Here is a 26128-nt window from a genome sequence, read left to right as displayed (position 1 = left end):
TCCCAACTGGAAGGTGTGGTCGCTGCGGCTCAGTCGGTGGACGTGCGCACCACGGCGACGCCCCTGGGTGCGAGGACGAGGGTGCCGTCGGTGCCCAAGTCGCCGACCAGGGCCTCTCCGGCGACTTTGGGAACGGTCACCGCCGCGTCGGTCCGGTTGACCAGGAACAGGAACCGGCCGCCCGGGCCGCGCCGCACGGTGGCCTCGACCGCCCCGCGCACCCCGGCGGGCAGCTCGCTGGTGACACCGGCCGGCTCCAGCAGCCGCGGCAGCAGCGAGGCGAGCCCGGCCGCGCCGAGCCGGGTGGACACGTAGGCGGCCGAACCGCTCCCGGTGGGGCGCCGGGTGACGGCCGGGCGGCCCGCGTGCGTGCCGGTGCGGTAGCGGACGAGGACCTCGGTCTCCGGCGCGGTCACGGTGACCTGGTCGGTCCACAGGTCGCCGGTGCTCGCGTCGTCCAGCTCCACGCGCTCCCCGGCGGGCAGCGGGCCGAACTCCTCGACGCGGATGCCGAGCAGGTCCCGCAGGGCGCCCGGGTAGCCGCCGAGCCAGACGTGGTCGTTCTCGTCGACGACTCCGGAGAAGTACGTGGTGACCAGGTGCCCGCCCTGCTCGGCGTACCGGGTGAGGTCCTTGGCCGTCCCGGCCGGGACCATGTGCAGCACCGGTGCGATCAGCACCCGGTGGCGGCTCAGGTCGGCGCCGGTGGTGACGACGTCGGCGCGGACGCCGAGGGAGAGCAGCGCCGAGTACCAGTCGAGCGCCTCCCGGTGGTAGTCGAGCAGGGAGGTCGGGTGCGAGTCCTGCTCGCTCGCCCACCAGGACTCCCAGTCGAAGAGGATGCCGACCTCCGCGGGCTCCCGCTCGCTCCCGGCGACCGGCGCCAGTGCCCCCAGCGTGTCGCCGAGCGCCGTGACCGCGCGGAACACGTCACTGTCCGGGCCGGCGTGCGGGACCATCGCCGAGTGGTACTTCTCGGCACCCGCCGCCGACTGCCGCCACTGGAAGAAGCAGACCGCGTCGGCGCCGTGCGCCACGTGCGTCAGTGAGTCCCGGGCCAGCTCGCCCGGCTGCTTGGCCAGGTTGACGGGCTGCCAGTTCACCGCGCTGGTGGAGTGCTCCATCAGGAACCACGGCCGGCCGCCCGCGATGCCGCTGGTGAGGTTCGCCGAGAACGACAGCTCGTCCCGCTCGCGCCCGCTCGGCACCACGTAGTGGTCGTTGGCGACGAAGTCGACCTCGGCGGCCCAGTCCGCGTAGTTCATGCCCTTGGTGCCGGGCATCACCATGAAGTTGGTGGTCACGGGGACGTCGGGGGTCAGTTCCCGCAGCAGGTCGCGCTCCGCCCGCAGGTGCTCCTTGAGCGCGTCCGAGGAGAACCGCTTGAAGTCCAGCTGCTGGGTCGGGTTGGGGTGGGAGGCGGCCAGTCGCGGCGGCAGGATCTGCTCCCAGTCGCTGTAGCGCTGCGACCAGAACGCCGTGCCCCAGGCGTGGTTGAGCGCGTCGAGCGTGCCGTACCGGGCGCGCAGCCAGTCGCGGAAGGCACGGGTCGCGTCGTCCGAGTAGTCGTACACGTTGTGGCAGCCCAGCTCGTTGTTGACGTGCCAGGCGACCAGCGCCGGGTGTCCGGCGTACCGGGTCGCCATCTCCCGGACCAGGCGCAGGGCGTGCTCGCGGAAGACGGGCGAGGTCGGCCGCCAGTGCTGGCGCGCGCCCGGCGACAGCGTCTCGCCCCGGTCCGTCACCGGGAGGATCTCCGGGTGCGCGGTGGTCAGCCAGGGCGGCGGGGAGGCGGTGGCGGTGGCCAGGTCGACGCCGACGCCGTGCTCGTGCAGCAGGTCCATCACGTCGTCGAGCCAGCCGAAGTCCCAGGTGCCGGGGCCGGGCTGGAGGCGGGCCCAGGAGAAGATGCCGAGCGACACGATGGTGACGCCGGCCTCGCGCATCAGCCGTACGTCCTCCTCCCACACCTCCCTGGGCCACTGCTCGGGGTTGTAGTCGGCGCCGTAGGCGAGCCGGGGGGTCGGGGCACCGTCCGGCCCGCGGTGGAGGCGGGACGCGAAGGTGGAGATCATGGCGGTCCTTCCGGTGTGGTGCGTGCGGTCGGGGGGCTACTTCTCGACGGTGAAGCCCTGGTCCTCGCCGTACTTGACGGAGGCCTCCTGCCAGGACTTCAGCCCCTCGGCGAGCGGGGTGCCGGAGACGTAGGCCTTGCCCGCGGTGTCGTTGAAGACCGAGTTCGCGTACACCTGGTAGGGCAGGTACGACCAGTCGTCGGCGACGTTCGCGGCCGACTCGGCGAAGATCTCGTTGGCCTTCTGGCCGCCGAAGTAGGGGAACGCGGTGTCCTGGAACGCCGTGGACTGCAACTCCGCGGTGGTCGCCGGGAAGGCGCCGCCCTCCAGGCGGGTCCCCACGCCGTCGCCCGCGTTCGCGTACTCGACGAAGGCGTACGCCAGCGCCTCGTTCTTGCCGAGTTCCGGCAGCGCGAGGGCGCTGCCGCCGTTCTCCGCGCTCGCCTTCCCGCCCGCGGTCCACTGCGGCAGCGGGGCGGCGCGCCAGTCGCCGGCCGCCTCCTTCACGCCGGAGGCGAGGTTCGCGGGCATCCAGGCGCCGGTGGCGAGCGTCGCGATGGTGCCGTCGCCGAGACCCTTGTACCACTCGTCGGTCCAGGGGTTGACGGAGGTGAGGAGCTTCTCGTCGATCAGCTTCTGCCAGGTGTCGGTGTACGTCTTGGCGCCCCGGTCGGAGAAGTCGATCCTCACCTTGGTGCCGTTCACCGTGTAGGGGCGCGAACCGGCCTGCCAGAGCATGCTGGTGGTGAGCCCGGCGTCGCCGGTGTCGGCGGTGATGTACGCCTTCGGGTCGGCCTTGTGCAGTGTGCGCGCGGCGTCCAGGTACTCGGCCCAGGTGGTGGGCACCTCGATGTCGTACTTGTCGAAGACCTTCTTGTTGTAGAAGAGCGCCATCGGGCCGGAGTCCATGGGCAGCGCCCAGATGCCGTCCGAGCCGGCCTTGACCCCGTTCCACGGTCCGGGGGAGAACTTGGCGGAGAGCTTGTCCGCGCCGAACGCCGTGAGGTCGGTGAGCTGCTTGGTGAGGGCGTACTGGCCCATCGCGTAGTACTCGATCTGGGCGACGTCCGGGACGCCCTTCTTCGCCGACACGGCGTTCTGGAGGGCGGTGTACTGGTCGTTGTTGGTGCCGGCGTTGACGAGGTTCACCTTGACGCCCGGGTGCTTCTTCTCGAAGTCCGCGGCCACCTTCTCGAGCGTGGGCTCCCACGCCCAGACCGTGATCGTGCCGCCCTTCTCCAGGGCGGCTCGGACGTCGTCCTGGGAGACCGGCTTCTGGCTCGATCCCCCGTCGTCGGAGCCGCCGCAGGCGGTCGCCGTCAGGGCGAGGGCGCAGACGAGGCCGATACCGCTCAGCAGGCGGCGCGAGTGCTTGGGCATGGGTGTGCTTCCACTTCTTCGTGGCCGTGACCGGCACGGTTGAGGGTCGGAGGGGAGGAGGGACGCGTGGGGGTCATTCCTTGACGCTTCCGGCGGCCAGGCCGGACTGCCAGTAGCGCTGGAGCAGCAGGAACGCCGCGATCAGCGGGAGGATCGTGATGAGCGACCCGGTGACGACCAGGTTGAAGACGGCCTCGCCACCGGCGGTCGCGGCCTGGGCGTTCCAGCTGTTCAGGCCCAGGGTCAGCGGATACCAGTCGGGGTCCTTGAGCATGACCAGCGGCAGGAAGTAGTTGTTCCAGGTCGCCACCATGGTGAAGAGCAGGACGGTGACGATGCCCGGCGCCAGCAGCGGCAGCGCGACCCGGAAGAAGGTGCGCACCTCGCCGGCGCCGTCGATGCGGGCGGCCTCCATCAGTTCGGTGGGGATCGCCTCGGTCGCGAAGACCCACATCAGATAGAGGCCGAACGGTGAGATCAAGGACGGGATGATCACCGCCCAGGGGGTGTTGGTGAGTCCCATCTCGCTGAACATCAGGAAGGTCGGCACCGCCAGGGCGGTCCCCGGTACGGCCACCGCGCCGATGACGACGGCGAAGACCGCGCGCCGGCCGGGGAAGCGGAACTTGGCGAGCGCGTAGCCGCCGAGCACGGCGAGGAGGGTGGCGCCGCCCGCGCCCAGCCCCACGTACAGCAGGGTGTTGAGCAGCCAGCGGGTGAAGACGCCGTCGTCGTAGGTGAACGTCTCGCGGATGTTGTCCCAGAGTGCGAAGTCGCCGTCGAACCAGAGGCCGAACGAACGCGACAGACCCTCCTGCGTCTTGGTGGCGCTGACGGCCAGCCAGATCAGCGGTACCAGGCTGTACAGCAGCACGAGACCGGTGAGCACGGTCAGCAGGACGCTGCGCCGGGGCTGGTCCGCGGAGTGCCGGCGCCGGGACGCGCGCAGCCGGGGGGCGGAGCCGGACGGGCCGGACGGCACGGGCGTGGAACGGTCGACGGCGGTGGCGGCGGGACTGGTCATCGCCGGATCACACTCCCTTGCGCATGCCGCGCAGCTGGACGACGTAGGCGATGGCCATGGTGATCAGTCCCATCACGATGGCGACCGTCGCGGAGTAGTTGTGCTGCTGTCCGTTGAAGGAGAGCGCGTAGGTGTAGGAGTTCGGCGTGTAGTCGGTGGTGATGGCGTTGGGCGCGAGCGGCTGGAGGATGCTGGGCTCGTTGAAGAGCTGGAAGCTGCCGATGATGGAGAAGATCGTGGCGATCACCAGGGCGCCGCGGATCGCCGGGAGCTTGATGGCGGTGATCACGCGGATCTGGCCCGCCCCGTCGATCTGCGCCGCCTCGTACAGCGAGTGCGGGACGACCCGCAGGGCCGCGTAGAAGATCAGCATGTTGTAGCCGACGAACTCCCAGGTGACGATGTTGCCGATGGAGGCGAGCACCAGGTCGGGGGAGAGCGGGTCGGGCAGCGAGACGCCCAGCGCCCCGTTGATGTCGCCGACCAGGCCGAAGCGGGTGCCGTACATGAAGCCCCACATCAGGGTGGCCACCACGGCGGGCACGGCGTACGGCAGGAAGATCGAGACGCGGAAGAAGTCCCGGCCGTAGAGGCGCCCGCTGTCCAGCGCCAGCGCCACCAGGAGCGCGATGCCCAGCATGATCGGCACCTGTACGGCGAGGAAGAGCGAGACCCGGCCGAGCGAGGCCCAGAACCGGTCGTCCGTCAGGGCCTGGCCGTAGTTGTCCAGCCCGACGAAGGTGGTTCCGCCGATGAGCTGGTCGCGGAAGAGGCTGAGGTAGACCGAGTAGGCGATCGGCGCGAGGAACACCAGGGCGAACACGGCCACGAAGGGGCCGAGGAACCCCCACCCCGTCCAGGAGCGGCGGTCGCGCCGCGCCGGGGGCGGGGCGGGCCGCGGCTCTGCGATGGCCGGCGGTTGCAGCGTCGTCATGTCGGTCCTCGCTCGTCCACGTCCGGGAGTCCTAGCGTGTTTGCGTAAACATCGCGCGGCGCGGAAAGCACTCCGGCCGGAGGATTGCTGTTATGTTTACGTAAACATTTGATGGCGGCATGTCTACACTGCCCCGAGGACGACGGTCAAGGGTCCTTCGGGGCCGGGGACCGGAACAGTGCGGAGAGGTGGCGGAACGCAGTGGACACCGCTGAGGGGGCCGCGGACGCGAGAGGCGCCGCGAACACGGTTCCGCGGCGCCGGCGCGGCGGACGGGTGCCGACGGCGTCCATGGCGGACGTGGCCCGGCTGGCGGGGGTCTCCTCGCAGACCGTCTCCCGCGTCTCCAACGGCTACGCCGGAGTGACCGAGGAGACCCGGCGGCAGGTGCTGGCGGCCATGAAGGAGCTGGGGTACCGGCCCAACAGCGCGGCCCGGGCCCTCAAGCGCGGCGAGTTCCGCACCATCGGCGTCATCACCTTCACGCTGGCCACCACGGGCAACGTGCGCACCCTGGAGGCCATCGCCACCTCCGCGGCGAGCGAGGGGTACGCGGTGACGCTGCTGCCGGTCGCCGTGCCGACCCAGGACGAGGTGCGGGGCGCGTTCTCGCGGCTGGAGGAACTGGCCGTCGACGCCGTGATCGTCATCATGGAGGTGCACCTCCTGGACGCGGCGAGCCTCACCCTGCCGCCCCACGTCCAGGTCGTCGTGGTCGACTCCGACGCCGGCGACCACTACACGGTCGTCGACACCGACCAGGCCGGCGGCTCCCGCACCGCCGTGCGCCACCTGCTCGACCTCGGGCACGACACGGTGTGGCACCTGGGCGGCCCCGAGGGTTCCTTCGCCGCGCAGCGCCGCACCGACGCCTGGCGGCACACGCTCACCGAGGCCGGCCGCGCCGTGCCGCCCCTCGTCCGGGGCGACTGGTCGGCGGAGTCCGGGTACCGGGCCGGCCTGGAGCTGGCCGCCCGCCCCGACTGCACGGCCGTCTTCGCGGCCAACGACCAGATGGCCCTCGGCCTGATGCGGGCCCTGCACGAACACGGCCGCAGCGTGCCGCGGGACGTCAGCGTCATCGGCTTCGACGACATCGCCGAGGCCGGCTCCTTCCTGCCCCCGCTGACCACCGTCCACCAGGACTTCGCCGAGGTGGGGCGGCTCTGCGTGCGGGCCGTCCTCCGCAAGATGCGCGAGGCCGCCCCGGAGCGGGGCACGACGCTCGTACCGACCCGGCTGGTGACCCGCGCGAGCACCGCGCCACCGCCGGGGTAGCCGGGCCCGCCCGCCGGCGCGGGATCAGTCCGGGAGGCGGTCGATGTTCCGCGTCCACCAGTGGTGCTCGCAGAACCAGTGGCCGACCATCGCGCCCCCGAAGACGACGAACCCCACCCCGATCAGCCAGGACTCCACCACCAGCACGATGCCGACCGTGCCGTAGCCGCTCGCGTTGTCGAGGATGAGCGGCGTGAAGACCAGGTACGAGAACCCCCGCAGGCCGATCAGGCCCACCATGGTCGCCAGCGCCCCCGGCAGCAGGTCCCGCCAGCGCACCTGGCCGCCCAGCAGGAAGTGCTGGCCCCACCAGAAGAACAGCATGCCGACGGCGGTGGAGAGCGCGATCCGGGCCGTCCCGTGCAGGGCGGTCCGCGTCTGCACCTCCTGGTAGAGGTACGCGGTCAGCGCGACCACCCAGGTCGCCTGGCGCCAGACGCGGTGCCACGGGCCGGAGGGCAGCTCCCAGATGCGTTCGTAGCCGTTCTGGACGCTCGCCGCGAAGGACACGCCGAAGACGGCGAGCAGGATGCCGCCCCACACGCTCGTCGTGCCGACGACCTTGGTGGGGGGACTGATGATGTCGGTCAGCGCCTTGGCGGACCGTCCCGACAGCCCCATCCCGTCCGCCAGCCAGGAGGCGAATCCGCCGCGTCCCAGCGGATCGGCGGCGGCCACCACGATCAGCAGGGGCGCGAGTGTGACCAGGGCGAGCGTGGCGAAGCCCATCGCCCTGTGCATCAGTTCCAGGTCCCGGCCGCGCCGGACGAGGGACGACGCGGCCAGCCGGTCCCACACACGGTGGAACGGCCGCCACAACCGGTTCACGGGTGCTCCTCGGGCGTCCTTTCGATGGCTCGTCGACGGGGAACTGAGTGACCCCGGGGACGTCCGGGCAAACGTCGCGCCACCCGGACGGCCCCGGTCATCCGGAGCGCCGCGCGAATCAGGGGTCCGTGCGCTGCTGCTCACGCAGCCAGTCGTTGTGCCAGGCGATGGCGGCGCGTATCTGCGGCTCCTGGAGACCGGTCCGGGAGCCGAGCTGGTCCATGGAGAGGGCCGACGGACCCTGGGTCAGGGCGCGGGTGAGCTTGGCGGCCCACAGCTCCTCGTCGACGAAGGGCCGGTGCGAGTAGCCCTCCTTGATCACGTCGAAGTGGTCGTCCGAGCACGCGGTGATGAGCCGAAGCCCGTCGAACCGTTCATGGGCGGCCTGTACCGCGGAGGAGTCCGGCACGTAGCCGGTCACGGACTCGTCCTGGGGGAAGACCCTGGCGCACAGGTCGCACAGCTCCATCGGGACCGGCCGAGGGGTCCGGTCCTTCCTGCCCTTGCGCTTCCACATGGCGACTCCCGGGGGTGCCACACAGCAGTGTCGACGCCGGTTGCCGGAACGGGGTCGACGTCCGGAATGTCGGAGTTGCCCGCGGGGCGGGAAGCAAACGCCCCGCGGGTGGGCGACCGGGAGGCGGCCGGGCCGCGCCGGTGCGCGGCCCGGGTTCGTCAAGCCAGCTTGACCGGCAGCTCGAACAGGTCGTTCTGCGTGACCACCGGCTTGTTGCGCAGCTCCGCGGCGGGCACCGCGAGGTCCAGATCCGGGAAGCGGGCGTAGAGGGCGGGGAGCGCCACGCCGGCCTCCAGGCGGGAGAGGGCGGCGCCGGGGCACACGTGCGGGCCGTGGCCGAACGAGATGTGCCGGTTCTCCGACGTGCGGGTGATGTCGAACGCCCCGGCCGTCGGCCCGTGCGCCCGCTCGTCCCGGCCCAGCGCGCCGTACGACACGATCAGCGCGTCCCCGGCGGGGATCACCCGGTCGCCGACCGGCACGTCCTCGGTCGCGAAGCGGATCAGGACGTGCGAGGTCGGGGTGGACCAGCGCAGCGTCTCCTCGATCACCGCCGACCAGTCCGCCTTCCCGGAGAGCACCAGGTCCCGCTGCTCGGGATGGGTGGACAGGTTGACCACCGAGTTCACGATCAGCGAGATGGTGGTCTCGTGACCGGCGGCCACCATCAGCTGGAGCGTGGAGACGATCTCCGCGTCGGTGAGGTGGTCGCCGTTCTCGGACGCCTCGATCAGCGCGCTGGTCAGGTCGTCACCGGGCGCGGCCCGCTTCGCCGCGACCGTCTCCGCCATGATCGAGGCCAGCTCGGTGAGGGTCGCGAGGACCTCCTCGGGCGGCGTCTGGGTGGAGAAGAACTTCTCGAACAGCACCTTGAGGCGCGGCAGGCGCGCCTCCTCGATGCCCATCAGGTCAGCGACGACGTACATGGGCAGCGGGTAGGCGAAGACCGACTTGAGGTCGACCACGCTGCCGTCCGCGGGGAAGTCGTCGAGCAGCCGCCCGGTCAGCTCCGTGATCCGCTCCCGCATGTGCTCCACCCGGCGCACCGTGAGCGCCTGCGCCACGAGCATCCGCAGCCGCCGGTGCTCGGCGCCGTCCACCGTGAGCATCGAACGGCCGGGGTTGGCCAGCCCGATCAGCGGCCAGTCGGCGGGGATCTCCCCGCGCTGCCAGGCGCCCCACACGTTGATGTCCTTGACCAGCCGCGGGTCCGTCAGCAGGGACTTGGCCTCCGCGTGGTGCGTGACCGCCCAGACGGGGACCCCGCCCGGCAGCTCCACGGCGGCGAGCGGTCCGGCCGCGCGCAGCCGCGCGCCCTCGCCGTCGAGGTCGGTGACGAACGGGTCCAGCGGGATGCGGGCTTCTTCGGTGCCGGTCGTCATGCTGACGTGCCTCCCAGGGCAGTGGTCGGGGTGAACCGCACGGGCAACTCGGTCAGCCCCCGCAGCCAGGGCGAGGGGCGACGGGTGAGGGACGCGGCGGGCACCGCCAGGTCGATGTCCGGCAGCCGGTCGAGGACGACCTCGATGCCCGTGCGCGCGATGACCTCGGCGACCTCCTGCGCGGGGAAGGGGCAGCGGTGCTCGCCGTGGCCGAAGGAGAAGTGCGCGTTGTTGCCGCCGGTGAGGGCGGAACCGTCGGTGCGTACCTGCGGGTCGGAGTTGGCGCCCTGGAGGCCGAGCAGCACCAGGTCGCCGGCGCGGATCCGGCGGTCGCCGAGCCGGGTGTCGCGCGAGGCCCAGCGGCCGGCCACGTTCTGCGTGGGGGTGTCCTCCCACAGCACCTCGTTCATGGCCTCGGCGACGCTGTTGCGGCCGCCGAACAGCGAGGCCGCGAACCGCTCGTCGGTGAGCATCAGGCGCAGCGAGTTGCCGATCCAGTCCGCCGTCGGCTGGTGGCCCGCGGCCAGCATCACCATGAGGTCCTGGGCGACCTCCTCCTCGGTGAAGCCGCTCTCGTCGGCCAGCATCCGGGAGGCGACGTCGTCGGCGGGCGCCGCCTTCCGGTCGGCGAGGAGCCGCGCCATCGACGTACCGAGGTGCGTCTGGCCCGCGATGGCCCGCTCCCGGCCGTCGATCATGTCGTTGAGGGCGGTGACCAGGGCGGGCCCCTGCTCGTCCGAGAACCCGTACAGCCGGGCCAGGACCCGCACCGGCAGCAGCATGGCGTAGTCGGCGACCAGGTCCGCCTCGCCCTTGGCGCAGAGCCGGTCGACGAGTTCGTCGGCGAACCGCTCGGCGTGGCCGCGCAGGACGTGCGGGTCGACGGCCTCCAGCGCGTCGCTGATCATGGCCGCGCGCTCCCGGTGCCGCTCGCCGACCGTGTAGAGGATCGACGGCTGCCTGCGCCCGATCATCGGCAGCAGCGGCCAGTCCTCCGGGATGTTCTCCCACTGGTTCCACAGCTCCGAGTCCCGGCTGAACAGCACCGGATCGCCGGTCACCTGGTGCAGCTCGCGGTAGCCGACCACCAGCCAGGCCGGGACGTCCCCGTCCAGCAGCACCGGTGTGACGGCACCGTGGTCGCGCCGCATCTGCCGGTACAGCAGCGCGGGCTCGGTCTGGAAGCGGGGGCCGCTGAGCGGTACGGCGTCGGTGGCGTCGGTGCTCACACGAACTCCTGTCGGGGCGGGGCGGCATGGCCGGCGTAACGGGTCCTCAGGTGCTCGACCAGTGAGATCAGCACCTGCTTGCTGGACTCGCGGGACCGCGCGTCGCAGAACACCAGCGGCACCCCCGGGTCCAGGTCCAGTGCCTCGCGGACCGCCTCGGGCTGGTGCCGCGGGCCGCCGAAGTCGTTGCAGGCGACGATGAACGGCGTGCCGTGGTGCTCCAGCCGGTCGATGGCGTACCAGGAGTCGTCGATGCGCCGGGTGTCGACGAGGACCACCGCGCCGAGCGTGCCGGAGAACAGCCGGTCCCACAGGAACCAGAACCGCTCCTGGCCGGGCGCGCCGAACAGGTACAGCACGTTGCGCGCGTCGAGGCTGATGCGGCCGAAGTCGAAGGCGACGGTCGTCGCGGTCTTGCCGCGCACCTCGCTGATGTCGTCGACCGTCTCGCCGGCCTGCGTCATCGTCTCCTCGGTGTTGAGGGGACGTATCTCGCTGACCGAGCGGACCAGGGTCGTCTTGCCGACGCCGAACCCGCCCACGACCACGATCTTGAGGCCGTTGTCGGCGGACGCACCCAGCGGGGTGCGGGCGTCAGAGGTTGCGGAGTCCAACGAGCACCTGCTCCAGGATGTCGGGATCGGGGACGGCTGCGGTGTACGGATGGCGGGCGCTCACCCGGCCCGCGGCGTGCAGGTCGGAGAGCAGGATCTTGGTGATGCTCACGGGCAGCCGCAGTTCGGCGGCGATCTCCACGACGGCCGTGGGCGCCTGGGTCAGCCGCAGGATCGCCGTGTGCTCCGACTGCATGCCGCGCGTCGGCTCGCACTCCGCGACCACCAGGGTGACCAGGTCGAAGGGGTTGTCGGAGGCGGACCGGCTGCGGCCCTGGGTGACGGTGTACAGCCGGTCGGGGGAGTCGTCCCTGCCGGGGCGGCTCATGACGTGCGGGGCTGCGCGGTGAGGTGTTCCCCGAGCTGCTCGATCAGCTCGCTCATGTTGTGTCCGACCAACCCCGCGTCCGCGTCCTCCGCGGTGATCACGGCGAGGTGCGCGCCCTCTCCGGCCTCGACGATGAACAGGATTCCGCCGTAGAACTCCGTCATGGCCGAGCGCACGCCGCCGCTGCCGTCGCCGAACTCCACGGAGGCGCCCTGGGACAGCGACTGGATGCCGGCGGCGATGGCGGCCAGCTGATCGGCCTGGTCGACGGAGAGTTCCGGGGTGCGGCACAGCTTGAGGCCGTCGCGGGAGAGCACGAGCGCGTGCCGTGCCCCCGGCGTGCGCTCCAGCAGGCCCTCGATGAGCCAGGTGAGCTTCTCGTCGGCGGTGGTCGAGCCGGTCATGAAGTGGTGTCGCCTTCCGGGTGCGCGTGCGAGTGGGAGGGGTGGTCGGGGGTGGTCTCGTGCGGTGCCGGTGGGGCAGCCGCGTCCCGCGTGGAGTCGGTGCCGTCCGGCATCGGGTTGGTGCCGGTCCGCGAGGCGCCGGTGTCGGCGGAGCGCACGGCCTGGCGGAAGCTGCTGAACCGGGCCGCGCGCACCTTCGCGTCGTCGGCCGCCGGCGCGGGGCGCGGTTCGGCGGCCCGGGCGGTGGCCCGGGCGCGTTCGGCCGCGGCGAGAGTCCTGCCCCGGCGGCGCTTGGGCAGTCCGGCGACGCCGTCGTCCTGCTCCCGGTCCGCCAGGTCGTGCGTGGGCGCCGGTTCCACGGGGGCGGAACCGGACTCCGGCGTGGCGAGGGCGGACCCGGACTCCGGGGTGGCGGGGGCGGACCCGGATTCCGGGGTGGCGGGGGCGGACCCGGATTCCGGGGTGGCGGGGGCGGACCCGGTCTCCCGTCCGGACGTGGCCTCCGCGGCTCCGGTCTCCAGGAGGGGCGTGGCCTCGGCCGAGGCCACCCCGGTTCCCGGTTCCCGCGCGGGAGCGTCGGCGGTCGCGGTCGGCGCGGAGCCCCGCGTCCGCTCGGCGGGGGCCGCCGGACCGTCGGAAGCGCCGGGGCCGCTCAGAATGTCCTGGGGGATGAGCATCAGCACGCCCGTGCCACCGCGCGCCGACGGCCGGAAGGACACCTTCAGGCCGTACTTGGCCGACAGCCGGCCCACGACCGCGAGGCCGAGCCGGGTGCCGGTCAGACCACCGAGCCCGGCGGCCTCGCCGGCCACCGCCTGCTGGGCCCGGCGCAGCTGCACCTCGCCCATCACGAGTCCGCTGTCCTCCACGGAGACGATCGCCCCGGCCGGCACCGCCTCCACGTAGACGTGGACCTCGGCGGTCGGCGGCGAGAAGTTCGCCGCGTTGTCGAGGAGCTCGGCCAAGGCGTGCATGACACCCTCGGCGGCGTGCCCGGCGACCGCGGCGTCACTGGCGGAGTGCACCCGCACCCGCTGGTACCCGGCGATACGTCCCATGGCGCCGCGGAGAATGGACTCCATGCCGATGGGCCGCGCCCAACGGCGTCCGGAGCGCGCCCCCGTGAGGACGGCGACGGAGTCCGCGAGCCGGCCCGCCTGTGCGGTGCGGTGGTCGAGGTGGAGCAGGTCGGCGAGGACGTCCTCGTCACCGTGCCGCTCCTCCATGGCGCGCAGGTCCGCGAGCATCCCGGTGGCCAGCGCCTGCATCCGGCCGGCCGCGTTGGCGGTCGCGGAGACAGCGGCGGCACGTTCGCCGCGCGCCCGGTCCAGCCGCGACCGCAGCAGGCCGGTCTCCTCGGCGAGCCGCGCGACCTCCTGCGCGTGCCGCTCGGCCAGCCGGATCCGCTCCTGCTCGAAACCGGCGGCGAGTTGTTCCCGCTCGCGGTCGAACCCGTCCAGCAGGACGCTGCGTTCGCGGTCGGCCTGGGCGACGAGGTCGGCCTGCTCGCGGTCGGCCTCCGCCCGCAGCCGCTCCCGCTCCTGCCGGGCGCGCTCGGACAGCTGCCCGCGCTCCTGGGCGAGGGCTCCCGCCTCCGCGCGGGCGGCATCCAGCAGCCGGCGCGCGGCCCGTTCCCGGCGGACGGCGTGCACGGCCACCGTCACGGCGACACAGAGCAGGATCGCCGCCGCGCTCGCGCCCAGGCCGAGCGGAAGGCGTACCGAGGAGGGCGCCGCGGCGACGGCGCCGCCGACGGCGAGCGCCGACACCACGGCGCAGGGCAGGGCCACGGCCACCAGGGTGCGGGGAGCGGATCGGTCGCCGGGGCGGGCGGGCGCGGTCATCAATCGGGTCCTCGCCAGGCCGCCGGAGCGGCCCTCGTGTCGTCCAACGGGGCGCGTGCGAGCAGGGGGTAGTCACACGCCACTCAACGGACGATCACTATACGAGAGTTCGTGATCGAAACGAGAGGAAGTCGGTCAATCTTTGCTCATGCGTGCGCACGGCACTCAGGGCAGGCGCCCCAACTCGCAGACCCGGGCCGCGAGATCGCGCAGTTTGACGTTGTTGTCCTGCGAGTACCGGCGCAATGTGGCGAAGGCCTGCTCCTCGGTGAGGCGGTGGCCGCCCATGAGGATGCCCATGGCCTCCCCGATGGTGTGCCGGGTGCCGATGGCCTCCTGGAGCTGGGCGTGCGTACGGGCGGTGGAGAAGGCGACCGCCGCGTGCGAGGCCAGCAGCCAGCCCGCCGTCTCGTCGGCCTCGGTGAAGGCGCCGGGACGGTAGGAGTAGAGGTTCAGCGCCCCGAGGTCCTCGTCCTTGGTGAACAGCAGGAACCCCATCATGCTGCCGAGTTTCAGCCTGCGGGCCTCGGGGACGTACTTGGGCCAGCGGCGCGCCTCGTCGCGGAAGTCGGCGATCCGGTACTGCCGCTGCCCGTCCGTGGTGCGGGCGGCGTCGAAGCACGGCCCCTCGCCCATACGTTCCTGGAGCGCGTCGCTCTCCTCGACCACCTGGTCGGTGGGGGCGAGCGACCGCACCTGGCGCCCGCGCAGGATGAGGATGCCCGCGGCGTCGCAGCCGTCCACCAGTTCCGTGGCCGAGCCGGTGATCCGCTCCAGGGTGTCGTTCACCGATTCCTGGGCCAGCAGATCACGCGCCAAGGACGCCATCTGCTGCGCGAAACCGCGCCAGTCCATGCCGGTACCTCCCTCGCTTCCTGCAAGCGAGTGCCCTCAGGGGCGCGGAAGCAACAGCGGAAGCCGGCCTCATGCATCTTGATTCACGCTACATCTAAATGCATCATGCGCTCAGGGAAACTCCCCAGGACCCGGATACCTCGGAGGAGCACCGCACATGAGCGCATCGCGAGGAGAAGCCGGCGAGCCGGGCAGCTCCGGTGGCCCGTTCCGTCAGCCCAGGGCCGTCTGGGCCGTCGCCTTCGCCTGCGTCATCTCGTTCATGGGCATCGGTCTGGTCGATCCGATCCTGCCCGCGCTGGCCGACAGCCTCGACGCCACGCCGAGCCAGGTCAGCCTGCTGTTCAGCAGCTACCTGATCGTCACCGCCGTCGCCATGCTCTTCGTCGGCTGGGTCTCCAGCCGTATCGGCGCCAAGCGCACCCTGGTCACCGGCCTGGCGATCATCGTCGTCTTCGCGGCCCTGGCGGGCGCCACCGGCTCCATCAACGGCATCGTCGGCTTCCGCGCCGGCTGGGGACTGGGCAACGCCCTGTTCATCGCCACCTCCCTCGCGGTCATCGTGGCCTCCGCGAGCGGCGGCTTCGGCGGCGCGATCATCCTCTACGAGACCGCCCTGGGCCTCGGCATCGCCGTCGGCCCGCTGCTCGGCGGCGAACTCGGCGCCATCAGCTGGCGCGGCCCCTTCTTCGGCGTCGCCGTCCTGATGGCCGTGGCGCTCGTCGCCACCCTGGCCTTCGTCCCCGACCTGCCCAGACCCGCACGGCGCACCTCACCCATGGCGCCACTGCGTGCGCTGCGCCATCGCGGCCTGCTCACCATGGGCATCATGGCCCTGCTGTACAACTGGGGCTTCTTCACCATGCTCGGCTACGCCCCGTACCCGATGGAGCTGGACGCCCACCGGCTCGGGCTGGTCTTCACCGCCTGGGGCCTGCTGGTCGCCGCCTTCAGCGTCTTCTTCGCCCCGCGCCTTCAAGCCCGGTTCGGCACCGCGCCGGTCCTGTACGCCAACCTGCTCGGTCTCGGCGTCGTGATGGCCGTCATCGCGGCCGGCGTCACCAGTCCCGCCACCGTCGTCGTCGCGGTCATCGTCAGCGGCGCGTTCATCGGCATCAACAACACCCTGACCACGCAGGCCGTCATGCTCGTCTCGCCCGTCGAGCGCCCCGTGGCCTCCTCCGCGTACGGCTTCCTTCGCTTCATCGGCGGGGGCCTGGCGCCCTACGTCGCCGGGAAGCTGGCCGACGCCACCGACCTCGGCGTCCCGTTCTACCTCGGCGCCGCCACCTTCCTCCTCGCCATCCCGGTCCTGGCCTGCGGCCACCGGCTGCTGCGCGAGGCCGAGGCGGGCGCCGGCGACGGCGAAGCGGTGGCCCCGTCGCTCACCCCCGTGGGGACCGGTACCCCGGCCGCCGCGCGCCCCGTCATCGTCGCCGTCGGCGCCCACGACCGGGCCGGCGTCATCGTCGACAGCGCGGCCCTCCTCGCCCGCGACACCGGCAGTCCGCTGGAGATCGTCCACGTGCGGCTGACCGCCGTGGTGGAGGAACAGGCCGTCGACACCGAGACCGAGGAGGAGGCCCGGCGCGCCGTCACCGCCCACCTCGACCGGCTGAGCGCCCTCGGTGTCGCCGCCACCGGCCAGGTCCTGGGCGGCGTCGGCGACCACGCCGCCGCCGGTCGCGCCCTGGCCCGGCACGCGACCGAGACGCGGGCCCGAACCGTCGCCGTCGGCCGTTCGCCGCGCGGCCCGCTGGAGCAGTTCGCCGACGGCAGTTTCACCAGCGCCCTCACCCACGCCGCCACCTGCACCGTCGTCCTCGTCGACCCGGACGACGCCCCGCGCCCCCTGACCGCGCGGTCCCTGACGGAACTGCGCGCCGAGGCCTGAGCCGTGCGGACGGCCCGGTGTCAGTCTCCGCCGGGCAGGAGCCGGCCGGCCGCGCCCGGCGGCTGCACACGCATGCCGGGACGCCGCCGGTGCACGGTCAGGTACGTCACCCCGTCCGGGCCCGCGACGACACTCCGGGCCGAACCGTGGGGCAGCCAGGTCAGGACGCCCGGGTGCAGGGGGTGGTCGCCGTCGGCACCGGCCACGGAGGCCGCCCCGTCGAGGACGAGCAGCAGGACGTCGAGGTCCGGTTCGGTGTGCGTGCCGACCCGCCCCGCCGCGGGGAGGCGGACGACGTTGGCGTCGAGTTGCCGCCCCGGCTCCGCCAGTCGCCACAGCGCGCCGGTGGCCGCCTCGTCGCCGGGCGGCAGCAGTCGCGCGGTGTCGCACAGGACCCGGGGGAGGGGAGGGCCGGGTGCCGGTGCGGGGGAGCCGTCTTCGTGCCCTGTCATCGGCGGTCACCGTGCCTTCCGCGCCCGGTGACGCGTGCCACAGGGTCATAGCCGTCAATAAACACGAATCCATTATGCGTATTTGATAGCGTCACGGCTGTGCGGCTGACGAAGTTCACCGACCTGGCGCTGCGTTCCGTCATGCGCCTGGCGGTCGTGAAAGACGGTGACGACCCGCTGACCACTCGCGAGGTGGCCGACGCGATGGGCGTGCCGTACACGCACGCGGCGAAGGCCGTCACGCGGCTCCAGCACCTCGGAGTGGTCGAGGCGCGGCGCGGTCGTGGCGGCGGGCTGGCGCTGACCGGCGCGGGGCGCGACGCCTCGGTCGGCCGGCTGGTGCGGGAGCTCGAAGGCGACGGTGAGGTCGTCGCCTGCGAAGGCGACCCGCCGTGCCCGCTGCGTTCGGCCTGCCGGCTGCGGGCCGCGCTGCGCGAGGCCCAGGAGGCGTTCTACGCCGCGCTCGACCCGCTGACCGTCGCCGACCTGGTGGCCTCGCCCACCGGCCCGGTGCTCGTCGGCCTCTCGGACCGCCCCTCCGGCTGACGGGCGCGCGCCCGCGGCCGCGGGTACCCGCGGCCTAAAACACGAATATCATCTACCAATTAAGGAGCCGCCGTGCTCTCCGAACAGTCCGTCCCCGTGGTCCGCGCGACCCTGCCCGCCGTCCGAGCGGCCATCGGCGACATCACCGAGCTGTTCTACCGGAAGCTCTTCGACGCCCATCCCGAGCTGCTCCGGGACCTGTTCAACCGCGGCAACCAGGCGAGCGGGGAGCAGCAGCGGGCCCTGGCCGGCTCCATCGCCGCTTTCGCCGGCCTGCTGCTGGAGAGGCCCGACGCCCGGCCCGACGTCATGCTGTCCCGGATCGCGCACAAGCACGCCTCGCTGGGCATCACCTCCGACCAGTACAAGACCGTCCACCGCCATCTGTTCGCCGCGATCGGCGACGTCCTCGGCGACGCCGTGACCCCCGAGGTCGCCGCCGCCTGGGACGAGGTCTACTGGCTGATGGCCAACGCGCTGATGGCCGTCGAGGCCCGTCTGTACGCGGAGGCCGGCGTGGCCGAGGGTGACGTGTGGCGCCGGATGGAGATCGTCGAACGGCGCGAGGAGGGCCCCGACGCGCTCAGCCTCGTCCTGCGGCCCGCCGACGACCACCCCGCGGCTCCCTTCCGCCCGGGCCAGTACGTCAGCGTCCGCTCCGAACTGCCCGACGGCTCCCGGCAGATCCGCCAGTACAGCCTCTCCGCCGCACCCGGCCGCACCGGCCTGCGCATCACCGTCAAACACGTGCACGGCGACGGGCGGCCCGACGGCGAGGTCTCCTCCTGGCTGCACGCGCACGCCCGCGAGGGCGACGTCCTCACCGTCTCCGCCCCCTTCGGCGACCTCGCCCTCGCCGAGGACGACGGACCGCTGCTGCTGGCCTCCGCCGGCATCGGCGTCACCCCCGTGCTGGCCATGCTCGACCACCTGGCCGCGGCCGGCGCCACCCGGCCGGTCACCGTCGTGCACGCCGACCGCACCCCTGCCCACCACGCGCACCGGCGGGAACAGCGCGACCTGGTCCGCGCGCTGCCCGACGCCCGGCTGCACCTGTTCTACGAGGAGCCCGGTGCGGCGGCACCCGAGGCGACGGCCGGTCTCGTCGACCTCGCCGGAGTCGAACTGCCCCCGGGGCTCACGGCCTACCTGTGCGGCCCGGTGCCGTTCATGCGCGCCGTCCGCGGCGAGCTGCTGCGCCGGGGTGTGCCCGCCGAGGCCGTCCACTACGAGGTCTTCGGACCCGACCTCTGGCTCGGACGCTCGTAGCGGCCGCCGGCCCCACGCGCACCGGCATGGCGGAATCGCGCGCGGACGTTAGGCCGCAGCGGTGAACGCGGTCGTGATGGCGGTGTCGACGCGGGCGTGCACCACCAGTCGGGTACCTGAGGTGTCCGCGTTGTTCTCCAGCAGCCGCCGGACCGGCGCGCTGTGGGTGACCACGGACATCAGGACACCGAGCCGGCCGCACCACTGATGGGCCCGGAGTACGGCACTGACCGCCGCGTGGCCGTCGGCCCCGTCGGTCAGCACGATGACGACGGGGGTCGGCTGATGGGCGTCGACCAGGTTGGTGATGTGCGTGGTCAGCGTGGCCCGCCCGTCGATTCCCGGGTCCTGGTCCACCGTGATGACCAGGACCCCATGCTCCAGGGTGTGGGACAGCATCGCGGCCTCCGATCCGTCGCCTGGTGGCGAAGTTGTGTTCAGTGAAGGTCCCCCGAACCGGGTCCGCAACGCACCCCAGAACCACGGCGCACCCGGCACCGCTCCGGGCGCACCGCCGCTGAGTACGATCGTCCGGTCCGCCCGGACCCCAGCCCGGCCACCCCGAGGAGCCCCGACTCGTGCCCGCCCTGCTGCCCCCGCCCCGCACCGGGCACCGACTGCCGGCCCCGGAGCACCTGACGCGGCTGGAGGACGGCGAACGGCTGCACGCCCTGCTCTGGCGTCCGGGCCCCGGCTGGCGGATGGCCAGCAGCGCCGTGCTGGGCGGCGGGATCGCCGAGCGCGCGTGGGTGCTCAACGCCCAGGTCGCCCACGGGTACCGGCGCACCGACCCCGCCCGCCACCTGACGGGCCTCGCCCGCGCCGCCGGCGCCCGGGGGCCCGGGGTGGGTCTGATGACGGCCGCCGACGTGTCCGCGTTCGCCCGCGCACGCGACGGCGGGGCCGAAGCCGTCGTGACCGCGGGTGTCTCGGTACGCGGCTGGGCGGCCTCGCCCGAGGAGGGCGCCCCCGCCGCCGCCCCGCCCGGGACGATCAACATCGTCGCCGCGGTGCCGGTCGCGCTGAGCGACGCCGCACTGGTGAACGCGGTGATGACGGCGACCGAGGCCAAGGTGCAGGCGCTGCTGGACGCGGGACTTAACTGCTCGGGAACCCCCACGGACGCCGTGTGCGTCGCCGCCCGGGCGCCCCGCGGCGCCGAGGTCACGCACTCCTTCGCCGGCCCCCGTTCCGAATGGGGAGCCCGGCTGGCCCGCGCAGTCCACCGGGCCGTGGGGGCGGCGCTGCCCGCCCCCGGGTGACCAGGCGCCCCCGCTACAACGACGTCCTGCGCCGCACCGCCATCGTGCGCAGGACCAGTGCCGCGGCCAGCAGCACCCAGGCCACGGCGCTGTACGCCCACGCGGTCGCGCCCCGGGCGAGATCGACGACGCTCCACACCGCCCACAGGGCGAGCACGGTGCACAGCGCGGTCCAGGCGATGTCGGACAGGCGGGTGCGCAACTGGGCGCGCTGGCGTGTGCCCGGTTCCAGGTCGCCGAGATCGCTGCCGGCGGGCGTCTGCCGCTCGTCCATGTCGGACTCCTCACGGAGGTCGTAGAGATGTGAACTCCGGTTACCCGCGATGGGGTTGGGCAAGCGGGCCGGCATACGCGCACGCGGGGGCGGCCCCGGCCGGGCCGCCCCCGCGTGTGTCACCGGGCCGTCAGCGCGCGGAGGTCTTCTCCAGCGCCTTGTCGAGGGCCGCCTTGAAGCCGTTGACCCACAGCTGGTTCACCCGGCTGCGCTCGGCGGAGTTCGGGTAGGCGTTGGTGCACGACGTGCCGGGGCCGCCGCCGGACATCAGCTCGCTGCACGGCCCCGAGTAGTGGTCGGGCAGGCCGAGCACGTGCCCGGTCTCGTGCGCGGTCACCCGCGTCGAGTCGTACTGCTGGTTCTGCCGGTAGTCGAGGAAGATGTACCCGCTGCCGTGCCCGTCCGTCGAGGCGTACGAGCCGCGCGAGTCGTTGCCCTCGTAGTACGCGAAGTCGGCGCCGGAACTTCTCTCCGCGAGCCGCACGTTGGACACCGAGCCGTTCCAGATCTGGGTGGAGCGGGATATCTGCGAGCGGAAGCTCGGCGCGTTGGTGGTGCTGTAGTAGACGGTGACGGCCGCCGCGGACGACGGACTGGCGGCGCGCTTCTCGGCCACGGACTTGATGACCGCTTCGAAGAACGCCCGGTTCGCCGCCGCGTCCTCGCCCGAGCCGGCCGAGGGCTCGAAGCCCAGGTGAGCGGCGTGCGACGGCTCCTGGGGAGTGGCGGCCGTCGCGGCGGGAGCGGTACCGAGCAGGGCCGCCGTCAGGCCGAGACCGGCCGCGGTGGACAGGAGGGGCATGCTGATGCGCATCGATGACTCCTAGAGTGGGGGAGTGGGGAGAAGTCGTCACCGGTGAGTGTGGAGCGCCCGTGAGCCCGCTGTGATGATGGCAAACGGTGATAGGCCCGGGCTATCACCGTTCACCGTGACTCGGGTGCGGCTTGGACCGGAGTGCAGAACTCGCCCTGATCCGCCGCGTTTTGTTCACCTGGCGCAACCAACTGTTCCGCCCTACGCTCCCTGCATGGAGCTCGAGGTGAGGCACCTACGCGCGCTGTGCGCCATCGCCGACGCCGGCAGCCTGCATCGGGCGGCGCGCCAACTCGGTGTCAGCCAGCCCACGTTGAGCACCCAGTTGAGCCGCATCGAACAGGCCCTGGGCGGCCCCCTGTTCGTCCGCGAACGCACCGGCTGCCGCCCGACCCCGCTCGGCCGCTCCGTCCTCGGCCGGGCCCGTCCATTGCTGGCCGACATGAGCACCCTGGTCCTGGAGGCCCGCGCCGCCGCGGCCGGCGGCGAGAGCAGGCTGCGGGTCGGCTCCACCGCCAGCCGCGCCCTGGCCGGCTGGCTGCGCCGGCTCAGACGCCCGGGCCTGGAGCCCACCCTCCAGATGGACGTCTCCGCCAACGCGCTGCTGCGCCGGGTGACCGAGGGGCAGCTCGACGTCGCCTTCGTGCACGAGGTCGAGGGCAGTGCCCTGCACGTCCCCGAGGGGCTGCGCCTGCGCGTCCTCGTCGAGCGCGAACCCCAGTTCGTCATGCTGCCCGCCGACCACCCCGCCGCCACCCGCCCGGTCGTCCGCCTCGCCGACCTGGCCGACGACCGCTGGATGGTCGACCCCACCGTCGACGGCGAGTGGGACGGCGTGCACCGCATGCTGCGCGCCGTCGGCCTCAACCCGCGTGTCCTGCACGGCGACTACCACACCGCCGCGTCCCTCGTCGCCACCGGCGAGGTCGTGACCGTATGCCAGCCCAGCTCCCAGTCCCGTCCCGACATGGCGGTGCGGCGCCTGTACGGCGACCCCATCGGCGTACGCCTGCTGCTGGCCGCGCGCACCCGGGCCGAGCTGGACGCCGTCTTCCCGGCGCTGGAGGAGGCGTACTGGGAGGTGGCCCGCCAGTCCACCGCGTACCGGGAGTGGCTGGAGGGCGCGGGGATCCGGATGCTGCCCCGGCGCCCGCTGACCGGGGGCGGCACCGACCGGGTCGAGTTCGTCCGGGCCCGCTGAGCCCGCGGTCCGGCCGATGGAGTGATTTTCCCACCGGCCGGTGTGTCCGGGTGACGGAGGGGTTACGGAGAGCATCATGAGCTCTGCACGACGACTCCCGCCGCTGCGTTCGCTGGCCGTGATGGGTGCCCTGGGCACCTCCGTTCTGCTGCTGACCGCCTGCACGAACGCCGATACGACACGTTCGAGCGTCGCGGAGGCGGCCCAGACCGGGTCTCCGACCGCGACCGATTCCTCCACCGCGTCCCCCTCCGGGTCTCCCTCGCTGAACGAGGACCAGACCGAGCGGAAGGACCTCGTCTCGGCGACCAAGGTCACCTGGGACAAGGCCGCCGACACCGCTGTCAAGGAGGTTCCCGAGGGCAAGCTCGTGGACCTCGAACTCAAGCGCACCGAGGCCGACGCCACCGCGTCGCCGACCGGCTCCCCGAGCCCCAGCATGCCGAACCCGGCGCCCAGTCAGGGCGCGCCGGAATGGGAGGCCAAGGTCGCCGAGACCGACGGCACCGTGCACCGCGTCGACGTCGACGCGGTCAGCGGGAAGGTCTTCCGCGTCCAGGCCGACCCGGACCAGGACGCCGACGACAAGCAGCAGACGGCCGACTGGCTGGGCAAGGCCAAGCAGACGCCGCAGCAGGCGGTCAAGGCGGCCACCGGCGCGGCCAAGGGCACCGTCACCCACGTCGAACTGGGCGACAACGACAACCAGCAGGTCGTCTGGGCCGTCGACGTGGTCTCCACCGACAACTGGAACAAGACCACCGTCGGTGTCGACGCGGCCAACGGCAAGGTCCTGACCGAGGACGTCGACAACGACTGAGTCACCGAACCCCGGACGCCGACGGGAGCAGCGGGTCACCGGACCCACTGCTCCCGTTCCGCGTGCCGTGCGCCGTCACCCCGCGGGCGCGGCGGCCTCCGCCGGATCGGCCCCCCGGACGCGGGGCAGCGTCATGACGGCCAGGAAGCCGAGGACCGCGACCGCGGCGAAGAAGTAGAAGCCCCACGGGTGACCGACCCCCGAGGCGACCAGTGCGCCGGTGATCGACGGGCCGACGATCGAGCCGATCCGGCCGATCCCGGACGCGGAACCGAGCGCGGTGCTCCGCACGGACGCCGGGTAGAAGCTCGTCACGTAGGCGTAGACGAGCACCATCGCCGAGAAGACGAACACGCCGGTGAGGAAGACGACGACGTTGAGCATCAGGTCGCTCTCCATGCGGATGCTCAGGCACCCCAGCATCACCACCGAGACCGCGAACCAGACCATGGTGGTGCCCTTGATGCCCCGCCGGTCGGCGACGAACCCGCCGAGGACCAGGCCGACGACACCGCCGACGTTGAGCACGAGGAGCTGGGTGACGGCGGTCGGCACGGGGTAGCCGGCGTCGTTCATCAGCTTCGGCAGCCAGGTGTTGAGGCCGTAGACGAGCAGCAGGCCCATGAACGACGCGACCCAGATGCCGACGCCGGCCCGCAGGTAGGCCGGTTTGAGCAGCTCGGTGAACGGCAGCCGCCGGGCCCCCTCCTGCTTGGCCCGGACGAACGCCTCCGACTCCGGCAGCTTGAACCACTGGACGACGGCGATCACGAGGCCGACGACACCGAGCAGGTAGAAGAGGATCTCCCAGTCGTCGGCCACCTGGAGGGCCAGCAGCGAGGTGATCACCGCACCGGTGTGGTAGCCGGTCATCGTCAGGGTGCTGGCGCGCGCCCGGCGGGCCGCGGGCATGTGTTCGGCCATCATCGTCAGCGAGACCGGCATGCAGGCGCCCAGGCCCAGACCGGCGAGGAGGCGCAGCGCGGCGAACATCGCGACGGAGTCCGCCAGCGGCACCACGACGGTGAGCACCGAGAAGAGCACGACCGAGCCGATGAGCAGCCGGCGGCGGCCCAGCCGGTCGGCCAGCGGACCGACGCAGACCGCGCCGATCGCGACGCCGACGAGCGACAGCGTCGCGATGGTGGTCGCGTCGCCCGCGGTCATGCCGAGGTGATGGGTCTTGAGCAGGGTGGGGATGATGGCGCCGAGGACGACGAGGTCGTAACCCTCCAGCAGGACGGTGATCCAGCAAAGGACCACCGTCCAGGAGCTGTTGCCGGCGCGGCCGGCCTGTGCGGGCGCGTCGGACGTGGTGGCGGAAGCCATGGTGACTCTCCCCCCGGGGGACGGGTGTGAGTGAGCGGGGCCGGAACGGCCGGGGCGGCCGGAGGGATCAGAACGGGTAGTCGGCGATGTCCGGGCGGACCGTCACCCACTGGGTCTCCGTGAACGCCTCGACGTTGGCCGCGGCGCCGCCGAAACGGGAGCCGGTGCCGGAGGACTTGACCCCGCCGAAGGGGGCGTTGGGCTCGTCGCTCACGGTCTGCTCGTTGATGTGCACCTTGCCGGAGTCGATCCGGTCGGCCAGCTTCATCGCCGTACCGACGTCGCCGAGGATGCCGACGGACAGCCCGAACTCGCAGTCGTTGACGATGCGCGCGGCCTCCTCCAGCGTGGAGAAGGCGATGACCGGCGCGACGGGGCCGAAGATCTCCTCGCGCCACGCGGGCATGTCGGTCGTCAGACCCGTGAGGACGGTGGCGCGGTAACCGGCGCCGTCGGTCTCGCCGCCCGCGGCGACCTTCGCGCCGGCCGCGACGCTGTCGGTGACGATGCCGTGCACCCGCTCCAGCTGACGGCGGTCGATCAGCGGGCCCAGCGCCACGTCCTCGCGGGCCGGGTCGCCGACCGGCAGGGCGTCGGCCTTCGCGGCGAGCGCGGTGGTGTACTCCTCCACCAGCGACTCGTGCACGATGTGCCGGCCGGTCGTCATGCAGATCTGCCCCTGGTGCAGGTAGGAGCCGAACGCGCCCGCCGAGGCCGCCTTCGGCACGTCCGCGCCGGGGAGCACGACCAGCGCGTTGTTCCCGCCGAGTTCCAGATGGGCCCGCTTCAGCAGCCGCCCGGCCCGCTCGCCGATCGCCCGCCCGACCGGCGTGGAGCCGGTGAAGGAGACGACCCGTACCTCCGGCGCCTCGACGACGGCCTGTCCGACCACGCCGTCGCCCGGCAGCAGATGCAGGACACCGGCGGGCAGCCCGGCCTCCTCGAAGATCCGGGCGATGACCACACCGCCGCCGACCGCGGTCCGCGGGTCGGGCTTGAGCAGCACGGCGTTGCCCAGGGCCAGCGCCGGCGCCACGGAGCGCAGACCCAGGATGAGCGGGAAGTTGAAGGGTGCGATCACGCTCACGACACCGGCCGGCCGGCGGCGGGCGAGCGACCAGCGGGCCTCCTCGGAGGTGAGCACCTCGCCCTGCGGGTGCGTCGGAAGCCCCGCGCACTCGAAGCACTCGCCGATCGCGAGCCCCACCTCGAAAGCGGCCTTGGACCGTACCGAGCCGCCCTCGCGCACCAGCCAGTCCTCGATCTCGGCGGCGTGCTCGGTGAACAGCTCACCCGCGCGCCGCAGTACCGCGGCCCGCTCCTGCGGCCCGGTCGCCGCCCAGACGCGCTGGGCCTCGGCTGCCCGGGCGGCGGCGCGGCCCACGTCCTCGGCCGTGGCCAGCCCGACCGCACCGAGCCGGTCGCCGGTGGCCGGCTCGGTCACCGGATGCTCGACCGGGGAGTCCTGCCAGCCGTCGCTGTAGAACTTCCGGCCCCAGACGTCGCTGTCCAGGAGTGTCATCGTGTCCCTTTCCTCGTGCTCTTCGTGCGCGTTATCGGGATGCTCGGAGTGTC

Annotated in this window: 26 protein-coding genes; 7 read left to right on the top strand and 19 right to left on the bottom strand. The window is 72.6% G+C overall.

All coding sequences use genetic code 11. The features are described from left to right. Nucleotides 1-29 precede the first annotated feature (29 nt). The 4 genes from ACZ67M_RS28950 to ACZ67M_RS28935 all read right to left on the bottom strand — a co-directional run bounded on the left by ACZ67M_RS28950 (nucleotide 30) and on the right by ACZ67M_RS28935 (nucleotide 5413). Nucleotides 30-2075 (bottom strand): beta-galactosidase, encoded by a 2046-nt coding sequence (locus ACZ67M_RS28950; protein WP_469853511.1) that lies wholly within the window; start codon nucleotides 2073-2075, stop codon nucleotides 30-32. Nucleotides 2076-2111: 36 nt separating this feature from the next. Further along, nucleotides 2112-3455, bottom strand: a complete 1344-nt coding sequence (locus ACZ67M_RS28945) for an ABC transporter substrate-binding protein (protein WP_469853509.1) — start codon at nucleotides 3453-3455, stop codon at nucleotides 2112-2114. Nucleotides 3456-3528: 73 nt separating this feature from the next. Further along, the gene (locus ACZ67M_RS28940; protein WP_469853507.1) at nucleotides 3529-4479 is read right to left on the bottom strand and encodes a carbohydrate ABC transporter permease; all 951 of its coding nucleotides are present in this window, start codon (nucleotides 4477-4479) and stop codon (nucleotides 3529-3531) included. A 7-nt stretch (nucleotides 4480-4486) separates the two neighbouring features. Then, complete coding sequence (locus tag ACZ67M_RS28935; protein WP_122617724.1) at nucleotides 4487-5413, bottom strand: carbohydrate ABC transporter permease; 927 nt, start codon at nucleotides 5411-5413, stop codon at nucleotides 4487-4489. A 291-nt stretch (nucleotides 5414-5704) separates the two neighbouring features. Here ACZ67M_RS28935 and ACZ67M_RS28930 point away from each other — a divergent pair, with 291 nt between their 5' ends. Continuing rightward, entirely contained in the window at nucleotides 5705-6691 is a 987-nt protein-coding gene (locus ACZ67M_RS28930; protein WP_392015017.1) for a LacI family DNA-binding transcriptional regulator, read from the top strand. 24 nt (nucleotides 6692-6715) lie between these two features. Here the strand turns inward: ACZ67M_RS28930 and ACZ67M_RS28925 are convergent, their stop codons facing one another. The 9 genes from ACZ67M_RS28925 to ACZ67M_RS28885 form a co-directional block, all read right to left on the bottom strand. After that, on the bottom strand, nucleotides 6716-7519 hold the full coding sequence (locus ACZ67M_RS28925; protein ID WP_307009358.1) for a ribonuclease BN: 804 nt from the start codon (nucleotides 7517-7519) through the stop codon (nucleotides 6716-6718). A gap of 118 nt (nucleotides 7520-7637) precedes the next feature. Continuing rightward, nucleotides 7638-8036, bottom strand: a complete 399-nt coding sequence (locus ACZ67M_RS28920; protein WP_122617726.1) for a hypothetical protein — start codon at nucleotides 8034-8036, stop codon at nucleotides 7638-7640. A gap of 158 nt (nucleotides 8037-8194) precedes the next feature. Further along, nucleotides 8195-9418: a cytochrome P450 family protein gene (locus ACZ67M_RS28915; RefSeq protein ID WP_469853505.1), complete on the bottom strand. Its 1224-nt coding sequence runs from the start codon at nucleotides 9416-9418 to the stop codon at nucleotides 8195-8197. Further along, the gene (locus ACZ67M_RS28910) at nucleotides 9415-10647 is read right to left on the bottom strand and encodes a cytochrome P450 (RefSeq protein ID WP_122617728.1); all 1233 of its coding nucleotides are present in this window, start codon (nucleotides 10645-10647) and stop codon (nucleotides 9415-9417) included. Before ACZ67M_RS28910 ends, ACZ67M_RS28915 begins: the two co-directional genes overlap by 4 nt. Further along, the gene (locus tag ACZ67M_RS28905; protein WP_361362613.1) at nucleotides 10644-11261 is read right to left on the bottom strand and encodes a GTP-binding protein; all 618 of its coding nucleotides are present in this window, start codon (nucleotides 11259-11261) and stop codon (nucleotides 10644-10646) included. Before ACZ67M_RS28905 ends, ACZ67M_RS28910 begins: the two co-directional genes overlap by 4 nt. Beyond that, nucleotides 11242-11589, bottom strand: coding sequence for a DUF742 domain-containing protein (locus ACZ67M_RS28900; protein WP_161325855.1), 348 nt, complete (start codon nucleotides 11587-11589; stop codon nucleotides 11242-11244). Before ACZ67M_RS28900 ends, ACZ67M_RS28905 begins: the two co-directional genes overlap by 20 nt. Next, nucleotides 11586-11993, bottom strand: a complete 408-nt coding sequence (locus ACZ67M_RS28895) for a roadblock/LC7 domain-containing protein (RefSeq protein WP_122617730.1) — start codon at nucleotides 11991-11993, stop codon at nucleotides 11586-11588. The genes ACZ67M_RS28900 and ACZ67M_RS28895 overlap by 4 nt, the downstream gene beginning before the upstream one ends. Then, on the bottom strand, nucleotides 11990-13837 hold the full coding sequence (locus ACZ67M_RS28890) for an ATP-binding protein (RefSeq protein ID WP_469853502.1): 1848 nt from the start codon (nucleotides 13835-13837) through the stop codon (nucleotides 11990-11992). The genes ACZ67M_RS28895 and ACZ67M_RS28890 overlap by 4 nt, the downstream gene beginning before the upstream one ends. Before the next feature lie 165 nt (nucleotides 13838-14002). Then, a complete protein-coding gene (locus ACZ67M_RS28885; RefSeq protein WP_361362619.1) occupies nucleotides 14003-14692 on the bottom strand; it encodes a GAF and ANTAR domain-containing protein in 690 nt (229 codons plus the stop codon). Between the two features lie 157 nt (nucleotides 14693-14849). On the opposite strand from ACZ67M_RS28885, the gene ACZ67M_RS28880 reads away from it, so the two are divergent. After that, nucleotides 14850-16586, top strand: coding sequence for an MFS transporter (locus tag ACZ67M_RS28880; protein WP_392014723.1), 1737 nt, complete (start codon nucleotides 14850-14852; stop codon nucleotides 16584-16586). A gap of 20 nt (nucleotides 16587-16606) precedes the next feature. Here ACZ67M_RS28880 and ACZ67M_RS28875 read toward each other — a convergent pair whose 3' ends face one another. After that, on the bottom strand, nucleotides 16607-17038 hold the full coding sequence (locus ACZ67M_RS28875) for a hypothetical protein (protein WP_392014722.1): 432 nt from the start codon (nucleotides 17036-17038) through the stop codon (nucleotides 16607-16609). Between the two features lie 99 nt (nucleotides 17039-17137). Here ACZ67M_RS28875 and nsrR point away from each other — a divergent pair, with 99 nt between their 5' ends. Together nsrR and ACZ67M_RS28865 are read left to right on the top strand one after the other, a co-directional pair. Beyond that, nucleotides 17138-17584 carry a nitric oxide-sensing transcriptional repressor NsrR gene (nsrR, locus tag ACZ67M_RS28870; protein ID WP_361362628.1) on the top strand — a complete coding sequence of 149 codons (447 nt, stop codon included), beginning with the start codon at nucleotides 17138-17140 and terminating at the stop codon, nucleotides 17582-17584. 72 nt (nucleotides 17585-17656) lie between these two features. After that, a complete protein-coding gene (locus ACZ67M_RS28865; RefSeq protein ID WP_469853499.1) occupies nucleotides 17657-18853 on the top strand; it encodes a globin domain-containing protein in 1197 nt (398 codons plus the stop codon). A 48-nt stretch (nucleotides 18854-18901) separates the two neighbouring features. Here the strand turns inward: ACZ67M_RS28865 and ACZ67M_RS28860 are convergent, their stop codons facing one another. Further along, the gene (locus tag ACZ67M_RS28860) at nucleotides 18902-19252 is read right to left on the bottom strand and encodes a hypothetical protein (protein ID WP_122617737.1); all 351 of its coding nucleotides are present in this window, start codon (nucleotides 19250-19252) and stop codon (nucleotides 18902-18904) included. A 179-nt stretch (nucleotides 19253-19431) separates the two neighbouring features. Here ACZ67M_RS28860 and ACZ67M_RS28855 point away from each other — a divergent pair, with 179 nt between their 5' ends. Further along, nucleotides 19432-20115, top strand: a complete 684-nt coding sequence (locus tag ACZ67M_RS28855) for an adenosylcobinamide amidohydrolase (protein WP_392236253.1) — start codon at nucleotides 19432-19434, stop codon at nucleotides 20113-20115. A 13-nt stretch (nucleotides 20116-20128) separates the two neighbouring features. On the opposite strand, the gene ACZ67M_RS28850 is transcribed toward ACZ67M_RS28855, so the two are convergent. Next, nucleotides 20129-20389 carry a hypothetical protein gene (locus ACZ67M_RS28850; protein ID WP_385799764.1) on the bottom strand — a complete coding sequence of 87 codons (261 nt, stop codon included), beginning with the start codon at nucleotides 20387-20389 and terminating at the stop codon, nucleotides 20129-20131. 130 nt (nucleotides 20390-20519) lie between these two features. Then, complete coding sequence (gene snpA, locus ACZ67M_RS28845; protein ID WP_361362640.1) at nucleotides 20520-21203, bottom strand: snapalysin; 684 nt, start codon at nucleotides 21201-21203, stop codon at nucleotides 20520-20522. Between the two features lie 214 nt (nucleotides 21204-21417). On the opposite strand from snpA, the gene ACZ67M_RS28840 reads away from it, so the two are divergent. Together ACZ67M_RS28840 and ACZ67M_RS28835 are read left to right on the top strand one after the other, a co-directional pair. Then, on the top strand, nucleotides 21418-22404 hold the full coding sequence (locus ACZ67M_RS28840; protein ID WP_361362643.1) for a LysR family transcriptional regulator: 987 nt from the start codon (nucleotides 21418-21420) through the stop codon (nucleotides 22402-22404). 76 nt (nucleotides 22405-22480) lie between these two features. Next, the gene (locus tag ACZ67M_RS28835) at nucleotides 22481-23224 is read left to right on the top strand and encodes a PepSY domain-containing protein (RefSeq protein ID WP_392236255.1); all 744 of its coding nucleotides are present in this window, start codon (nucleotides 22481-22483) and stop codon (nucleotides 23222-23224) included. A 75-nt stretch (nucleotides 23225-23299) separates the two neighbouring features. Here the strand turns inward: ACZ67M_RS28835 and ACZ67M_RS28830 are convergent, their stop codons facing one another. Both ACZ67M_RS28830 and ACZ67M_RS28825 read right to left on the bottom strand, forming a co-directional pair. Continuing rightward, a complete protein-coding gene (locus ACZ67M_RS28830) occupies nucleotides 23300-24553 on the bottom strand; it encodes an MFS transporter (protein ID WP_469853497.1) in 1254 nt (417 codons plus the stop codon). 67 nt (nucleotides 24554-24620) lie between these two features. Next, nucleotides 24621-26075 (bottom strand): benzaldehyde dehydrogenase, encoded by a 1455-nt coding sequence (locus ACZ67M_RS28825; RefSeq protein ID WP_469853496.1) that lies wholly within the window; start codon nucleotides 26073-26075, stop codon nucleotides 24621-24623. Between the last annotated feature and the right edge of the window lie 53 nt (nucleotides 26076-26128).

It is taken from the genome of Streptomyces sp. NPDC107500, from assembly GCF_055582785.1.
The sequence above is the reverse complement of the archived record's forward strand: the minus strand, read 5'-3'. Positions and strand labels throughout refer to the sequence as shown.

Coding starts and splice junctions, on each gene's coding strand:
- ACZ67M_RS28950 (WP_469853511.1), bottom strand. CDS start 2,075: ATGATCTCCACCTTCGCGTCCCGCCTCCACCGCGGGCCGGACGGTGCC.
- ACZ67M_RS28945 (WP_469853509.1), bottom strand. CDS start 3,455: ATGCCCAAGCACTCGCGCCGCCTGCTGAGCGGTATCGGCCTCGTCTGC.
- ACZ67M_RS28940 (WP_469853507.1), bottom strand. CDS start 4,479: ATGACCAGTCCCGCCGCCACCGCCGTCGACCGTTCCACGCCCGTGCCG.
- ACZ67M_RS28935 (WP_122617724.1), bottom strand. CDS start 5,413: ATGACGACGCTGCAACCGCCGGCCATCGCAGAGCCGCGGCCCGCCCCG.
- ACZ67M_RS28930 (WP_392015017.1), top strand. CDS start 5,705: ATGGCGGACGTGGCCCGGCTGGCGGGGGTCTCCTCGCAGACCGTCTCC.
- ACZ67M_RS28920 (WP_122617726.1), bottom strand. CDS start 8,036: ATGTGGAAGCGCAAGGGCAGGAAGGACCGGACCCCTCGGCCGGTCCCG.
- ACZ67M_RS28915 (WP_469853505.1), bottom strand. CDS start 9,418: ATGACGACCGGCACCGAAGAAGCCCGCATCCCGCTGGACCCGTTCGTC.
- ACZ67M_RS28900 (WP_161325855.1), bottom strand. CDS start 11,589: ATGAGCCGCCCCGGCAGGGACGACTCCCCCGACCGGCTGTACACCGTC.
- ACZ67M_RS28895 (WP_122617730.1), bottom strand. CDS start 11,993: ATGACCGGCTCGACCACCGCCGACGAGAAGCTCACCTGGCTCATCGAG.
- ACZ67M_RS28890 (WP_469853502.1), bottom strand. CDS start 13,837: ATGACCGCGCCCGCCCGCCCCGGCGACCGATCCGCTCCCCGCACCCTG.
- ACZ67M_RS28885 (WP_361362619.1), bottom strand. CDS start 14,692: ATGGACTGGCGCGGTTTCGCGCAGCAGATGGCGTCCTTGGCGCGTGAT.
- ACZ67M_RS28880 (WP_392014723.1), top strand. CDS start 14,850: ATGAGCGCATCGCGAGGAGAAGCCGGCGAGCCGGGCAGCTCCGGTGGC.
- ACZ67M_RS28875 (WP_392014722.1), bottom strand. CDS start 17,038: ATGACAGGGCACGAAGACGGCTCCCCCGCACCGGCACCCGGCCCTCCC.
- ACZ67M_RS28860 (WP_122617737.1), bottom strand. CDS start 19,252: ATGCTGTCCCACACCCTGGAGCATGGGGTCCTGGTCATCACGGTGGAC.
- ACZ67M_RS28850 (WP_385799764.1), bottom strand. CDS start 20,389: ATGGACGAGCGGCAGACGCCCGCCGGCAGCGATCTCGGCGACCTGGAA.
- snpA (WP_361362640.1), bottom strand. CDS start 21,203: ATGCGCATCAGCATGCCCCTCCTGTCCACCGCGGCCGGTCTCGGCCTG.
- ACZ67M_RS28840 (WP_361362643.1), top strand. CDS start 21,418: ATGGAGCTCGAGGTGAGGCACCTACGCGCGCTGTGCGCCATCGCCGAC.
- ACZ67M_RS28835 (WP_392236255.1), top strand. CDS start 22,481: ATGAGCTCTGCACGACGACTCCCGCCGCTGCGTTCGCTGGCCGTGATG.
- ACZ67M_RS28830 (WP_469853497.1), bottom strand. CDS start 24,553: ATGGCTTCCGCCACCACGTCCGACGCGCCCGCACAGGCCGGCCGCGCC.
- ACZ67M_RS28825 (WP_469853496.1), bottom strand. CDS start 26,075: ATGACACTCCTGGACAGCGACGTCTGGGGCCGGAAGTTCTACAGCGAC.